General features: G+C 77.0%; 11 protein-coding genes. 9 read left to right on the top strand and 2 right to left on the bottom strand.

The features are described 5' to 3' along the window. Window positions 1-53 precede the first annotated feature (53 nt). The 5 genes from HKK73_RS03545 to HKK73_RS03565 all read left to right on the top strand — a co-directional run bounded on the left by HKK73_RS03545 (window position 54) and on the right by HKK73_RS03565 (window position 5740). Complete coding sequence (locus tag HKK73_RS03545) at window positions 54-671, top strand: hypothetical protein (protein WP_171467449.1); 618 nt, start codon at window positions 54-56, stop codon at window positions 669-671. A 108-nt stretch (window positions 672-779) separates the two neighbouring features. Next, window positions 780-1310, top strand: coding sequence for a hypothetical protein (locus HKK73_RS03550; protein WP_170963638.1), 531 nt, complete (start codon window positions 780-782; stop codon window positions 1308-1310). A 110-nt stretch (window positions 1311-1420) separates the two neighbouring features. Next, window positions 1421-3112, top strand: a complete 1692-nt coding sequence (locus HKK73_RS03555) for a methyltransferase (protein ID WP_171467450.1) — start codon at window positions 1421-1423, stop codon at window positions 3110-3112. 42 nt (window positions 3113-3154) lie between these two features. After that, entirely contained in the window at window positions 3155-4126 is a 972-nt protein-coding gene (locus tag HKK73_RS03560; RefSeq protein ID WP_171467451.1) for a LysR family transcriptional regulator, read from the top strand. 117 nt (window positions 4127-4243) lie between these two features. Beyond that, the gene (locus HKK73_RS03565; protein WP_034652773.1) at window positions 4244-5740 is read left to right on the top strand and encodes a S1 family peptidase; all 1497 of its coding nucleotides are present in this window, start codon (window positions 4244-4246) and stop codon (window positions 5738-5740) included. Window positions 5741-5824: 84 nt separating this feature from the next. On the opposite strand, the gene HKK73_RS03570 is transcribed toward HKK73_RS03565, so the two are convergent. Next, window positions 5825-6523 carry a vitamin K epoxide reductase family protein gene (locus HKK73_RS03570; protein WP_232322624.1) on the bottom strand — a complete coding sequence of 233 codons (699 nt, stop codon included), beginning with the start codon at window positions 6521-6523 and terminating at the stop codon, window positions 5825-5827. 342 nt (window positions 6524-6865) lie between these two features. Between HKK73_RS03570 and HKK73_RS03575 the strand changes: the two genes are divergently transcribed. Genes HKK73_RS03575 through HKK73_RS03585 form a run of 3 tightly spaced genes read left to right on the top strand, consistent with a single transcriptional unit; the run spans window position 6866 to window position 12956 of the window. After that, entirely contained in the window at window positions 6866-8542 is a 1677-nt protein-coding gene (locus HKK73_RS03575; protein WP_085386538.1) for a DUF3375 domain-containing protein, read from the top strand. Continuing rightward, window positions 8539-9291, top strand: a complete 753-nt coding sequence (locus tag HKK73_RS03580; protein WP_216608047.1) for a DUF4194 domain-containing protein — start codon at window positions 8539-8541, stop codon at window positions 9289-9291. Before HKK73_RS03575 ends, HKK73_RS03580 begins: the two co-directional genes overlap by 4 nt. Continuing rightward, a complete protein-coding gene (locus HKK73_RS03585) occupies window positions 9291-12956 on the top strand; it encodes an ATP-binding protein (RefSeq protein ID WP_171467452.1) in 3666 nt (1221 codons plus the stop codon). The genes HKK73_RS03580 and HKK73_RS03585 overlap by 1 nt, the downstream gene beginning before the upstream one ends. Window positions 12957-12960: 4 nt before the next feature. Here HKK73_RS03585 and HKK73_RS03590 read toward each other — a convergent pair whose 3' ends face one another. Next, window positions 12961-13698: a TetR/AcrR family transcriptional regulator gene (locus HKK73_RS03590; RefSeq protein WP_171467453.1), complete on the bottom strand. Its 738-nt coding sequence runs from the start codon at window positions 13696-13698 to the stop codon at window positions 12961-12963. A 112-nt stretch (window positions 13699-13810) separates the two neighbouring features. Between HKK73_RS03590 and HKK73_RS03595 the strand changes: the two genes are divergently transcribed. Further along, window positions 13811-14944: a phosphatase PAP2 family protein gene (locus tag HKK73_RS03595; RefSeq protein ID WP_253705772.1), complete on the top strand. Its 1134-nt coding sequence runs from the start codon at window positions 13811-13813 to the stop codon at window positions 14942-14944. The last annotated feature ends 1 nt before the right edge of the window (window position 14945 follow it).

Consider the following 14945-nt stretch of genomic DNA (forward strand, 5'->3'; position numbering starts at 1 on the left):
CGGCAAGGCCCGCGGGGTTCTTCGCGCCCGCGGGAGGCGTCATCATAGGGGCCATGCAATCACCGGTGCGCGCCGTGGCCCACGCCGCGGTCCTCGCCGTCGTCGCCGGGCTGTGCCTCGCCGTCGTCGCGAGCGGGGCGTTCGACGTCGTGTCCCTCCCGGGCGCAGCACCCGCCGCCGCACCGCCCCCGCCCGCCGCACCCGCGTCGTCCCCGGGTGCCGGGGACGACGCGGACGACGGCGCGGCACCCGCCGACGGCACGGACCCTGCCGAGACGGACCTCGCCGCGACCACCGCACCCGACGACGGCACGGACCCGGGGGCGGGCGCCGTCGACCCGGCGTGCCGGGAGGCGGAGGTCGCGTGGGGCGCGGCGGCCAAGGCGCAGGTGAACCTCACGGTCGACCACCCCGAGGCCCTCGTCGAGGGGTTCACCACCGCCCGCGACACGCTCGCCGGGGCCACCCCGCCCGCGGCGGTCGCGCGCGACTGGGCCGTCGTCACGACCTACCTCACGATGATCGCGGACGAGGTCGAGGCCACGGGCACGCGGGACACGGGCGAGCTGTCGCGGGCGATCGACCGCGTGGGGCGCCGGATCGACACGGCGGCGCTCACGTCGTCGTCCCGGGCCGTCACCGAGTACTTCCGGGCCGGCTGCGCGCGCTGACCGGCACGCGCCGGAACTTCACCCCGTGGCGATGGCCACATGGGGAGCGGTCCCCACTTCGAGGCTTTGAGGGCGCGCGACGCGCGTCCGTGGGAAACCATGGTCGTCATGCGCACCCGACTGACGATCACCAAGACCACGACCGCCCTCGCGACGAGCGCCCTCCTCGTGCTCGGCCTGGCCGCCTGCGGCGGCTCCGGCGACGACGCGAGCACCGACTCCGAGACCACGCCGGCGGAGGAGACCAGCACGTCGGCCGAGGAGGAGACCACCCCGTCCGAGGAGCCCGCCGAGGAGGAGTCCGGCGACACCGAGGCGTCGGGCGACTTCTGCACCGCCTACGACGCCCTGCTCGACGCCCAGACGACCCTGAGCTCGATCGACACGAGCGACCCGGCCGCCGCCGTGACGCAGTTCGAGACGTTCACGGCGTCGCTCGAGGCCGCCGAGGCCCCGGCCGAGATCAGCACCGACTGGGACAACGTCACGGGCGTCTTCCGCCAGCTCACCGACACGCTCGAGACCGCGGTCGACGACCCGGCGAACGCCGACACCTCCTCGATCATGTCGCTCATGACGGACGAGACCTTCCAGACCTCGGCGCAGAACGTCGCGGTCTACGGCACGCAGAACTGCTGACGACGTCGTCCCCCACGGACCCCCGGCACGCCTCGGCGCGCCGGGGGTCCGTCGCGTCCGGGGCGGCGCGGGCCCTCGGCCGCCGCGCGCGGATCGGTGAGGATGGAGCCATGCCTCCCGCCTCCAGCACCCCGAGCCCCTCGTCGCGCACCGCCGCGGACGGGCCCGGTCCCGTCCCGCCCGGCGCGGGCCTCGCCCCCGCCGACCTCGCGGCCGCCGCGGCGACGCTGCGCGAGGACCTCGCGGCGGCGTGCTTCACGGTCGACGGCGTCGAGCGCGTGCTCGGTCCCGTCGCGTCCGCCGCGCTGCACCGCGAGCAGGCCGTCCCGGCGCGGCGGGCGCTGCGCGACCGCGGTCGGGAGGGGGCCGACCCCACCGCCGCTCTCGCCGCCCTCTTCCTCCTCGGCGACGACGTGCCCCGGCGCGCCCTCGACGCGGCGCTCGGGCGCACGGGGGTCGACGGCGCACGGCGGCTGGGTCTCGTCGAGGCGGCGGGCGCGGGCGACGACGACGCGGTGCGCGCGCTCGTCGACCTGCGGCCGTACGCGGCGACCGACGCCGCGGGCCCCGTCACGTGGTGGCTGTCGTCGGACCTGGGCGAGCTCGCGACGGGTCGCCGGCTCGCCCCGGACCACGTGCTCGGTGCGGGCGGCGCGTCCCTGACCCTCGCCCAGGTGACGGTTCGGACGCCGGTCGGGCGCGTGCTCGACCTCGGGACAGGTTGCGGCATCCAGGCCCTGCACGCCGCGCGGCACGCGCGCGCGGTCGTCGGCACGGACATCTCGCGCCGGGCGCTCGGCTTCGCCGCGTTCAACGCTGCGTTCAACGCCGCGTTCGACGAGGACTCCGGCGACTCCTCGGCGGCCGGGCCCGGAGGCGCCGCACCGGCCGGGCGGGTCGAGCTGCGCGAGGGCTCGATGCTGGAGCCGGTCGCGGGCGAGCGGTTCGACCTCGTCGTGTCGAACCCGCCGTTCGTCATCACCCCGCGCGCCGGCGGGGGCGCGCTCCCGGACTACGAGTACCGCGACGGCGGCCGGTCGGGCGACGACCTCGTGCGCGACCTCGTGACCGGGGTCGGCGCCGTGCTCGAGCCCGGCGGCGTGGCGCAGCTCCTCGGCAACTGGGAGCACCGCCGGGGCGTCCCGTGGGACGAGCGCGTCGGCGCGTGGCTCGACGAGGCCGGCCTCGACGGCTGGGTGGTCCAGCGCGAGGTGCTCGACCCCGCGGAGTACGCGGAGACCTGGATCCGCGACGGCGGCACGACCCCCGAGCGCGAGCCCGCGGCGTGGGCGGCGGCGTACGGCGCGTGGCTCGACGACTTCGCCGCGCGCGACGTGGAGGCCGTCGGCTTCGGCATCGTCACGCTGCGTCGTCCGCTCGCGGGCGCGCGCCCGACGCTGCGGCGGCTCGAGGAGCACACCGGGTCGGTGCGCCAGCCGCTCGGCGCGCACCTCGCGGCGTCGCTCGCGGCGCACGACTGGCTCGCGGCGCGCGACGACGCGGCCCTCGCGGGCGAGCGGCTCGCCGTCGCGCCCGACGTCACGGAGGAGCGGTTCCACACGCCTGGCGCGCCCGACCCCACGGTCGTCCTGCTGCGCCAGGGCGACGGTCTGGGCCGCGCCGTGCGGGCGACGACGGGGCTCGCCGCGCTCGTCGGCGCGAGCGACGGCGAGCTGACGGTCGGGCAGCTCGTGGGGGCGATCGCCGCGCTGTTCGAGGTCGCCGCCGAGGACCTCGCGGGCGAGCTCCTGCCCGACGTGCGCGGGCTCGTGCGCGACGGCTTCCTCGCACCCGTGGGCTGACGCGCGCGACACGCCCCGGCCGCACCGATACGTTGGGGCGGCATGGACCTCGAGGTGCGGCACCTGCGCATGATCGTGACGGTGGCCGAGACGGGCAGCGTGACCAAGGCGGCGGCGTCGCTGGGCCTCGCGCAGCCCGCCCTCACCGCTCAGCTCAACCGGATCGACCGCACGCTCGGCGGGTACGTGTTCACGCGCGACCGCCAGGGCGCGCGGCCCACGGAGCTCGGCGAGCTCGTGCTGCGGCACGCGCGCGTCGTGCTGCCCGCCATGTCCGCGCTGGTCGACGACGCCCGGCGGCTCACGAGCGAGCACGGCACGGTCGGCCGCGTGCACGTGGGGACGGTGAGCTCCGCGATCGGCGGCCTGTTCGCGAGCCGGCTGCACACCGCGCTGCTCGGCGCGCTGGGGGTCGACGACCTGCTCGTCACGACGGCGACGTCGTGGTCCGTCGAGGAGACCGCGGACCGGCTCGCGAGCGGGACGCTCGACGTCGCGCTCGTCGGCATGTGCGGCGACGCGACCCCGCCCGCGGCCGGGGGCCTGGTGTGGACGGCGGTGTCCACCGACCCGGTGTTCGTGCTCGTCGACGAGTACCACCCCGTCGCGGGGCGCGACGCCGTCGGGCTGGGCGAGCTCGCCGACGCGCTGTGGCTCACGGCCCCCGGGAGCGGGTGCTTCGAGCGCTGCTTCGTCGGGGCGTGCGCGCGGGCGGGCTTCACGCCGCGCGCGATGGGGGAGTCGGACCGCACGTCGTGCATCGACCAGGTGCGCGGCGGGCACGCGGTCGCGCTCGTCCAGCCCGTGCTCCTCGACGCCCCCGGCGTGCGGACCGTCGCGATCGAGGGCGCCCCGCTGCGCTGGACGCACCACGTGGGGTGGCGGCGCGACGCCGTCGACCGCCTCCCGGTGGACGCGGTCCTGCGGGCCGCGACGGGTGCGCACCGCGACGCCGTCCAGCGCTCGCCCCGCTACCGGCGGTGGCGCGCCGAGCACCCGGTGGAGACTGCGTAGGGGCGAGCCCCCACATAGCGCCCGCGTATGACCTGATCGTGATCTGGGCGCCCCCTGGACGTGTCTTTAGCGTGGCCTCGACCGGGCCACCCGGGCCCGGCGAAGGGAATGGACGACATGACACGACCACTCCGCAGGAGGCTCGCCGCGGTCACCGCCGCGGCGACGCTCCTGGCGGGCGGGGCCGCGACGCACGCCGTCGCCGCCACGCCCGCACCCGACGACCAGCGCGCGACGGTGCGCGCGGTCCCCAAGACGGCCCCCGGCCTGGAGCGCGCGCTGGAGCGCGACCTGGGCCTCAGCGCGCGGGACGCACGGACGCGCCTCGCCTTCCAGTCCGACGCGGCAGGCACCGAGGCCGCGCTCGAGCGGCGCCTCGGCGCCGACTACGCGGGCGCGTGGGTCGACGACGCCGCGAACGTCCTCTACGTCGGCGTCACCGATGCCGCCGACGCGCGCACGGTGCGCGCCGAGGGCGCCACCGCGGTCGACGTGGACCACACGCTCGCCGACCTCGAGACCTGGCGCGCGACGCTCGACGGCGCGCTCGCCGACGACCCGGCGGCGCTGCCGGGCTGGTACGTCGACGTGACGCGCAACCGCGTCGTCGTCTCGGTGCGCGAGGGCGGCCAGGCCGACGTCGCCGCCCAGGTCGCCGCCGCGGGCGTGCCCGCCGACGCGGTCGCGTACGAGGAGACGACGGAGTCCCCGCGGCCGCTGATCGACGTCGTGGGCGGCAACGCGTACACGATCGGCGGCGGCAGCCGGTGCTCCGTCGGGTTCGCGGTCCAGGGCGGGTTCGTCACCGCCGGGCACTGCGGCTCGACCGGCGCGCGCACGTCCGGGCCGGCGGGCACGTTCCGCGGGTCGAGCTTCCCGGGCAACGACTACGCGTGGGTCCAGGTCGACGCGGGCAACACGCCCGTCGGCGCGGTGAACAACTACGCCGGGGGCCGCGTCGCGGTCGCGGGCGCGACGCAGGCGCCGGTCGGAGCCTCCGTCTGCCGCTCGGGCTCGACCACCGGCTGGCACTGCGGCACCGTCCAGGCGTACAACGCGTCCGTCACCTACCCGCAGGGGACCGTCACGGGCCTCATCCGCACGACGGTGTGCGCCGAGCCCGGTGACTCCGGCGGCTCGCTCCTCGCGGGCAACCAGGCGCAGGGCGTCACGTCCGGCGGGTCCGGGAACTGCAGCTCCGGCGGGACGACGTACTTCCAGCCGGTCGGCGAGATCCTCTCGGCGTACGGCCTGACGCTCGTCACGAGCGACGGCGGGGGCGGCACGCCGCAGCCGCCGACGGGCTGCAGCGGCTACGCCCGCACGTACACCGGGTCGCTCGCCGCGGGCACGACGGCCGTCCAGCCCAACGGGTCGTACTACACGGCGGGGGCCGCCGGGACGCACCGCGCGTGCGTGAGCGGTCCGAGCGGCGCCGACTTCGACCTCTACCTCCAGCGCTGGAACGGGTCGACGTGGGCGACGGTCGCGCAGTCGACCTCCCCGGGCGCGAACGAGTCCGTCTCCTACTCGGGGGCCGCGGGCTACTACCGGTTCGTCGTCCAGGCGTACTCCGGCTCGGGCGCCTACACGCTGGGGGCGACGACGCCCTGACCCGCCCGCCGCGCGCCGAGCACGAGGTTGCCGTCGTTCCCGTCCGCTTCCCGGGAGCAGCCTCGTGCTCGGCCGCGTGGGCCGTCAGGCCAGCAGCGCCGGGCCGTACTTGAGCAGCACGAGGGCGGCGAGGCCCACGAGCCACGCCGCGACGAGGTAGCCGTACGCCCCCGACCGCACGAACCCGAGCAGGCGCGCCTGGGCGCCGCGCGGCAGGTAGAGGTTGTCCTCCAGGACGTTCCAGTGCAGGAGCGACGCGAACACGAGCGTCGTGGAGACCGTGATGAGCAGGCACCACGGGCACAGCGCCCCGATGACGAACATCGACTGGTAGAAGAGCCAGTACGCGAACACGACCCCGAGCAGGTACACGCACTGCGCGGCGAAGAGGAACCACCGGGGGAAGCGGGTCCCGCCGAGCGCCGCGACCGCCGTCGTGATGACGATCGGCTCCGCGACGAGCCCGAGGAACGCGTTGGGGAAGCCGAACACCTGCGCCTGCCACGACTGCGCGACCGTCCCGCACGACAGCACGGTGTTGACGTCGCACGACAGCACCGCGCCGGGGTCCCCGGCGAGGAGGACGGCGTCGTACGACAGCACGAACGCCGCCGTGAGGCTGAGCAGCCCGAACAGCAGCATCTCGCCGAACAGCACGCCGCGGGAGTGGGTCCAGCCGGTGGGCCGGGCGAAGGGGTCGAAGCCCGCGTCCGGCGTGGGGCCCGACGCCGTCGGGCCGGGCGAGCGGGCGTCGTCCGCGAGCGCGGTGGTCGTTCCGGTCACGGGCGGTCCTCGGGTCCGCGGGGCCCCGCCGGAGAGGTCCGGCGGGCGGGGCAGAAGGTGGCGCCGGCCGGCAGGGTGGGCGCGCTGCCGGCCCGGCGCCGCACCCAGCGTACGAACGTGCGCGGCGGGGCCGACAGGGACCATGGTCCCGGATCCGGGGCGCTTCTCGGGCGGTCCCGGGCCGACCGGTCGGACGCCCACCGAGCCCGGCGGGAGGGCGGCCTCGCGGTGGGTCGTGGGGGCGGTGCGGGCGGTCCGCCCTAAGATCTGGGGGCGCCCCCTCGCGTGGCGCGCCCTGGCCGCCGCGCCGGGCACCGACCCGCCCCGCCCGAGAGGACCTGCGTGCAGCACGACGACGTCGACTCCCTGCGACGGTCGAGCGCGGCGTGGCGGCTCCTGCGCGCGGACACGGCGCCGCTCGTGCTCTCGTTCCTCGGCACCCTGTTCGTCGAGGACAACGTGCGCGCCATCCCGGAGAGCGAGCTCGTCGCGCGCCTCGACGACCACCTGTGGGCCGTCGACGGCCGGGCCGCGCGCGCCTCCGGCACGGAGCCGCGGTACCCGCGGGCCCCGCAGGCGTACGTCGACCACTGGACGCACCCGGACCAGAGCTGGCTGCGCGCCTGGTACCCGCCCGGCTCGGCCGAGCCGCACTACGACGCGACGCCCGCCGTCGAGCAGGCCGTGCGCTGGGTCGCGTCCCTGCGCGGGCGCGGGTTCGTCGGCACCGAGTCGCGGCTCAACACCGTCTTCGAGCTGCTGCGCCAGCTCGCCGTCGGCACGCAGACCGACCCGGCGGAGCGCCTGCGCGAGCTCGAGGAGCGCCGCGCCGCGATCGACGACGAGATCGCCCAGGTCCGCGCCGGGCGCGTCGCCGTCCTCGACGCGGCGGCGCAGCGCGACCGCTACCAGCAGCTCACCCAGACGGCGGCCGACCTGCTCTCCGACTTCCGCGAGGTCGAGGCGAACTTCCGCTCCCTCGACCGGGAGCTGCGCGAGCGCATCACGGGGTGGGACGGCGCGAAGGGCGAGCTGCTCGAGGAGGTCGTGCGGTCGCGCACGGCCATCGCGGAGTCGGACCAGGGGCGGTCGTTCCACGCGTTCTACGACTTCCTCCTCGACCGGCGCCGCCAGGAGGAGTTCACCGCGCTCGTCGAGCGCGTGCAGTCCCTCGACGCGATCGCGCCCGACGTCGTCCGGCCGGCCCCCGGGACGCCGGGCCCGGTCGTGGACGCCGCCGCGCAGGCCGCGGCCCGGGAGCAGGAGCACCGCCGCCTGCGCCGCGTCCACTACGACTGGCTCGACGCCGGCGAGCGCACCCAGGCGACCGTGCGGACCCTCTCCGAGCAGCTCCGCCGCTTCCTCGACGACCAGGTGTGGCTCGAGAACCGACGGGTCATGGACATCCTGCGCGGCGTCGAGGCGAAGGCGCTCGCCGCGCGCGACGTCGCCCGCGCGGCAGGCCGCGCCGGTGCGCCGCCGGGGATGCCGGTGGACGCCGTCGCGCCCGAGGTCGTGCTGCCGACGGAGCGGCCGCTCTTCACGCCGCGGCCCACGGCCCGCCTCGACTCCGACCACGTCGAGGTCGGCGACGACGACTTCGAGGTCGACGCGCTCTACGACCAGGTGCACGTCGACCCGGAGCGCCTCGCGCGCACGGTCCGCGCGACGCTCTCGCGGCCCGGCGGCCCGGGGGAGGTCGCGCTCGCGGACCTGCTCGCCGACGCGCCGCTCGAGCACGGGCTGGCCGAGCTCGTGACGTACCTGTCGCTCGAGGACCCGCGGTTCGTCGTCGTGCACGACGACGAGCGCAGCGACGAGGTGCGCTGGGAGGGCGAGGCCCCGGCGGGGCCCGTCGCCGAGGACGGCGCGCCGGACCCGGTGGTGCGCGTCGCGCGGCTGCCCCGCGTCACGTACGCGCGGCGGACGAGCGGCTCCCCGCCCGGCGGGCCCCCTGCCGCGCGACCCGACGCACGACCCGACGCCGCCCCCGACCCGAGCCCGGAGGAGACCCCGTGAGCACGACCCGCACCGCGCGCGACCCGGAGCTGTCCGTCGTCGTGACGTCGCTGCTCAAGGGCGTCGTCTACCGCGAGTCCGGCGAGGCGCTGTGGCGCGACCTGCTTGCCCGCGAGGCGCAGGTGCGCGACGCCGTCGCGATGCTCGGGCTGCAGGTCGTCGTCGACGAGGGCGACGGCTACGCCTACCTGCGCTCCCAGCCCGAGCACGAGCGCGACGAGCGCGTGCCGCGGCTGATCCCGCGCCGCGAGCTGCCGTTCGACGTCAGCCTGCTGCTCGCCCTGCTGCGCAAGCGGCTCGCGCAGGCGGACTCGGAGGGCGGCGAGACGCGCCTCGTCCTCACGCGCTCGGAGATCGTCGACCTGCTGCGAGTCTTCCTCACCCAGGACGCGGGCGCCGCGGCGAACGAGGCACGGCTCGTGGACCGGGTGGACGCGCTCGTGCGGCGCGTCGTGGAGCTCGGCTTCCTGCGCCCGGCAGGGCGTCCGGACCCGGACGGGCCCGACGCCGCCGCGCCGGGGGACCCCGGCGACCCGGCCGACGCGGAGGCCCGGCGGTACGAGGTGCGCCGCATCCTCAAGGCGTTCGTCGACGCCCAGTGGCTCGCGGACTTCGACGCGCGCCTCGCGCAGTACCTGGAGCTCGCCGCCGACGGCGGCGGCCCGGGGGCGGGGACGCGCACCGGAGCGGCGGGCGCGGGGACTGGCCTGGCGACGGGTACGGCGACGACGACGAGGACGGTGGCGTGATGGAGGGCCTGTTCAGCGCGGTCGAGCTGCACGACCCGGCGGCCGATCTCGACGCGCGCGCCGGGTTCCGGCTCGAACGGCTCGAGGTGCTCAACTGGGGCACGTTCGACCAGCGCGTGTGGGCGTTCGACCTCGACGGCCGCAACGCGCTGCTGACCGGCGACATCGGCTCGGGCAAGTCGACGATCGTCGACGCGGTGACGACGCTGCTCGTGCCGTCGCACCGGATCTCGTACAACAAGGCCGCCGGGGCGGGCGCGCGCGAGCGGTCGCTGCGGTCGTACGTCGCGGGGCACTACAAGTCCGAGCGCGACGAGGCGACGGGCACGACGCGCCACGTGGGCCTGCGCGAGCGCGGCACGTACTCGGTCGTGCTGGGGCGGTTCTCGAACCGCGGGTTCGACCAGGAGGTCACGCTCGCGCAGGTGTTCTGGCTCGCCCCGGGCCAGGCGGGCCAGCCGGACCGCTTCTTCGTCACGGCGGACCGCCCGCTGACGATCACCGAGGACTTCGCGGGCTTCGGCGGCGACGTCGCGGCGCTGCGCCGCCGCCTGCGCGAGTCCGGCGCGCAGGTGCGCGACCACTTCCCCGACTACGGGCGCGACTTCCGCCGCCTGCTCGGCATCCCGTCGGAGCAGGCGATGGACCTGTTCCACCAGACGGTGTCGATGAAGTCGGTCGGCGACCTCGGCGAGTTCGTGCGCGAGCACATGCTCGAGCCGTTCGACGCCGACCGCTGGACGGACCGGCTCGTCGCGCACTTCGACGACCTGACGAGCGCGCACGACGCCGTCGTGCGGGCGACCGCCCAGATCGAGCGGCTCGCGCCCCTGCTCGCGGACTGCGACGCGCACGACGCGCTCGGGGAGCGGGCCGAGGCGCTCGTCGCCCGCCGCGACGCCCTGCGCGCGTTCACCGCGTCGCGCCGCGTGGCGGACCTCGACGGTCTCACCGCCGCCCTCGACGAGCGCGTGGCCGACGGCGAGGCCCGCCGTCGCCGGGTCGTGGACGAGCTCGGGCTGCTCGGGGCCGAGCGGCAGCGGCTCGAGCTGGAGCGCGCGGGCCACGGCGGCGACCGGCTCGCCGCGATCGAGAGTGAGGTCGCGCGCCGCGAGGTCGAGCGCGCCGCGCGCGAGCGTCGCGTCGCCCAGCTCGCCGGGTACGCGGCGGCGGCCGGCCTGACGCTCGGCGCCCCGGACGGCGCCGACGCCGCGGCGGGGGACTCCGTCCCGGCGGGGCCGGGGCAGGGCGCCACCGCGGGCGCGGTGGCCGCCGCGCTCGTCGACGCCGAGGCGTTCGCGGCGCTCCGTCGCGCGGCCGACGACGCCGCCGTGCGCGTGCGCGACGACGTCGCCCGGGCGGAGGAGCAGGCGAGCGAGGTCGCGGCGCAGGTGCGCGCCGTCGAGCAGGAGACCGCCGACGTCAAGGCCGAGCTCGCGAGCCTCGCGGACCGCCGGTCCAACCTGCCGCGCACCCACCTGGAGGTCCGGGACCGGCTGTGCGACGGCGTCGGGCTCGCGCCGGGCGACGTCCCCTTCGTGGGCGAGCTGCTCGCCGTCCGCCCCGAGCACGCCGACTGGGAGGGTGCGGCCGAGCGCGTGCTGCGCGGCTTCGCGCTGTCGCTCCTCGTGCCGGCGGCGCACTACGACGCGGTGTCCGCGTGGGTCGACCGTGAGCACCTCGGGCTGCGGCTCGTCTACCACCGGGTGCCCGAGCGCGTCCCCGCCGCCCGGCCGGCGCCGCGCGAGGACGGCGTCCCGCTCCTCGCCGACCTGCTCGACGTGCGCCGTCTCGACGACGCGCCGACCCTCACGGCGTGGGTCGAGGCCGAGCTCGAGCGCCGCGCCGACCACGCGTGCGCGCCGGACCTCGACGCGTTCCGCCGGCTCCCGCGCGCGATCACGCGGGCCGGCCAGGTCAAGCACTCGCCGGACCACCACGAGAAGAACGACACGCGCGCGGTCGACGACCGCCGGGGCTACGTGCTGGGCTGGTCGACGCAGGCGAAGATCGACGCGCTGCTCGAGCAGGCGGCCGAGGTCACGGCGCGTCGCGACGAGCTCGCACGGCGTCGGGACGAGGCGGCCGCCGCACGCGAGGCCCTCCAGGCCCGTTCCGCCGCGCTCGGGCGGCTCGACGTCTACCGCGACTGGGACGAGCTCGACCGCGGGGCCGAGACGGCGCGCATCGCCGAGCTCGCCGAGGAGAAGCGGCGGCTCGAGCAGGCGAGCGACGAGCTCGGCCGCCTCGCGGCGCTCCTCGACGACAACGCGCGCCGCCAGGCGGAGCTCGAGGCGGAGCGCGACCGCGTCGTCGCGACGCTCGGCGCCGACCGGCACGCGCTCGACGAGGCGCGGACGGCGCGGGAGCGGGCGCGCGCCGTGCTCGACGGCGCGGGCGAGACGCTCGACGAGGAGACGACGGCGGCCCTCGCCGCGGAGTTCGACCGCGAGCTCGCCGGGTTCGGCGCGGCGGGCCCGGGCGGCGCTGCCGACGGCCCGACGCGCGCGGCCGACCTCGACGCGGTCGAGAACGCGGTGCGCTCGCGGCTCACGGCCGAGGCCGAGCAGGCGCAGCGCGAGCGCGCGGACCTCGGGACGCGGATCGCGGGGCAGATGGCCTCGTTCCGGTCGGCGTACCCGGTCGAGACGGCGGAGCTCGACGCGGACGTGCGGTCGGCCGACGGCTACCGCGAGATCCACGACCGGCTCGTGCGCGACGACCTCCCGCGGTTCGAGGCCGACTTCAAGGCGTACCTCAACACGAACGCGATCCGCGACATCGCGGGCTTCGCGGCCGAGCTCGCCAAGCAGGCCGACGTCATCCGCGACCGGATCGACACGATCAACGACTCGCTCCGCGCGATCGACTACAACCCGGGCCGGTACATCCGTCTGGAGATGTCGCGCACGCCCAACCTCGAGGTGCGCGAGTTCCAGCAGGACCTGCGCGCGTGCACCGACGGCGACGGGATCCTCGCCGAGGACGACCGCGCGCTCGCCGAGGGCGACGGGTCGCTCGCCGACGGCGCGCTGTCGTACTCGGAGGACCGGTTCCTGCGGGTCAAGGCGCTCGTCGAGCGGTTCCGCGGCCGCGAGGGCATGACGGACCTGGACGAGGCGTGGCGCCGCCGCGTGACCGACGTGCGCAACTGGTTCGTGCTCTCCGCGTCCGAGCGGTCCCGCGCCGACGACTCCGAGCACGAGCACTACTCCGACTCCGGCGGCAAGTCCGGCGGCCAGAAGGAGAAGCTCGCGTACACCGTGCTCGCGGCGTCGCTCGCCTACCAGTTCAAGCTCGACTGGGGCGCGGTGCGGTCGACGGCGTTCCGGTTCGTCGTCATCGACGAGGCGTTCGGGCGGGGGTCGGACGAGTCGACGCGCTTCGCGCTCGAGCTGTTCCGCCGCCTCGGGCTGCAGCTGCTCATCGTCACGCCGCTGCAGAAGATCCACGTCATCGAGCCCTACATCTCGGCCGTCGGGTTCGTCGACAACCCGACCGGCCGGTCGTCGCGCCTGCGGACGCTGTCCATCGCCGCGTACCGCGAGGGCCGCCGGGAGGGCGACGCCGCGCCGTCGGACGGCGACGCCGCGCCGTCGGACGGCGGTGCGGAGCCCGCGGTCGAGCCGGTGCCCGAGCCCGTGCCGGAGAGCGTGGCGACGTAGCGCGTCAGGCGAGCGGGCGGGCGCGGCGGGCGCCCGCCAGGGTCGCGGCGAGGACGGCCTCGATCGCGAACGCGGTCGCCTCGGCGAGGTCGACGGCGTCGGGGTCGAGGAGCCACTGGGTCTGGAGGCCGTCCATCGCGGCGATGATCGTCGAGGCGGCGAGGTCGAGCGCGCGGTCGTCCGGCACGGCCGCCGTCTCGTCGCCCGCGGCCCGCCGCTCCTCGACGACCTCGCGGAGAGCACCGGCGACGTCGGCGCGCAGTCCGGCGAAGCGCGCGGTGACCCACGCGCGCGCCGGGTGGTCGTCCGTGACGGCCTCGCCGGCGAGGACCGTGTAGGTCTGCACGATCCCGGGGCGCTCGGCGTTCGCGGCGGCGGTCGCGACGAGGTGCCGGAACAGGTCGAGCCCGCCCGGCATGTGCTGCCCCTCGAGGTGCGCGACGCCGTCGCGGTCGCGGGACGCGAGGACCTCGGTGAGCAGGCGCTCCTTGGACCCGAAGTGGTGCAGCACGCCGGCGTGCGTGATGCCCACCTGCTCAGCGACCTCGGCGAGCGACCCCTGGTGGTAGCCCCGCGACCCGAAGACGCGCATCGCCGCGCGCAGGATCTCCTCCCGCCGCTCGGCGGTCCCGGGGCGCGGGCGCCGGGGCCGCGGGCTCCGGGGGCGCGGGCCCCGGGAGGACGCGGAGTCGCTCGCGTCGGCGTCGCCGGGGGCGCTCGGCGCGGGGGAGGCGTCGGTCATGCCGTCACCCTACTGGCGGCCCATGACGCCGTGCCCGGGCCACTCGGCCCGGACCCGCAGCTCTTCCCGCCGTCTTCCCCGAATGCGCACACGCGTCCTCTACGGTGGTGGGATGCCTTCCGACCACGCCCCGACCCGGCCGCTGCCGACCAGCGGCGGGGCGGGTACGCGGCCGCTCCCGGCGACGCAGCCGATGCCGCCCACGCCCGGACCGGCGGCCGCGCCGCCGCCCGCCGCAGCGCCCCCGGCAGTGCCTCCCGCAGGCTCCGCCGCAGCGCCCCCCGCCGGGACCCCGTACCCGCCCGTCCCGCAGGCCGCCGCGGGCGGTCCCTCCGCCCCGGCGCCGCGCCGGGCGCCGCACGCGCACGCCGTCCCGGGTCCCGACGGACCGAGCACCGGCTCGCGCGTGGTCGCGGCCGTCGTCGCGCTGCTCGCGGTCGCGGGGGCGTGGCTCGTGTGGCGGTTCTTCGTCGACACGTTCGCCGGGCAGATGCTCGAGCGGGCCGCGTTCGACGGCGCCGTGACCGGCCAGGGAGAGCTCTGGGCGGTCGCCGAACCCGTGCTCGACACGGTCTCGGTCGCGTTCGTGGTCGGCGGCCTGGGCGCCGCGATGGGCATCGCGCTCCTGCGCCGCCGCTGGGGGCTCGCGGTGCAGGTCGCGTTCCTCGTCGTCGGCGCGAACGTCACGACGCAGCTCGTCAAGCACTCCCTCCTCGGCCGCGAGGAGCTCATCGGCGGCTGGCACTGGGAGAACTCGCTGCCCAGCGGCCACACCACCGTCGCGGGGTCGGTCGCGGCCGCGCTGCTGCTCGTCGTGCCGCGCGGGGCGCGGCCGCTCGTCGCCGTCCTCGGGGGCGCGTACACCGCGGCCACCGGGGTCTCGACCCTGGTCGGCCAGTGGCACCGCCCGAGCGACGTCGTCGCCGCCGTCCTCGTCGTCCTCGCGTGGGCCGCCCTCGTGTGCGTCTTCACGCCGAGGTCGTCGCTCGACCCGGGCGCCGGGCCCACGCCCGGCTCCACCGTGACGGCGGTGCTCCTCCTGCTCGGCGCGGCCGCGGCGGGGGTCGCGGCGGCGCTCGCGCTGCGCGCGACGCCCGCGACCTGGGGCACGACGGCGGCGCAGGAGGTGACGGCCTACGCGGGCGGCGTCGCGGGCGTGCTGGCGGTGACGGCCGCGGCCTTCGCGGTGCTGCTCCTCGTCCGTCAGTCCACAGCCCGCCCCGACCGTCGTCCCGTTCGGGGGTAGG

The sequence above is a fragment of the Cellulosimicrobium sp. 72-3 genome, assembly GCF_013127315.1.
Lineage (GTDB): Bacteria > Actinomycetota > Actinomycetes > Actinomycetales > Cellulomonadaceae > Cellulosimicrobium > Cellulosimicrobium funkei.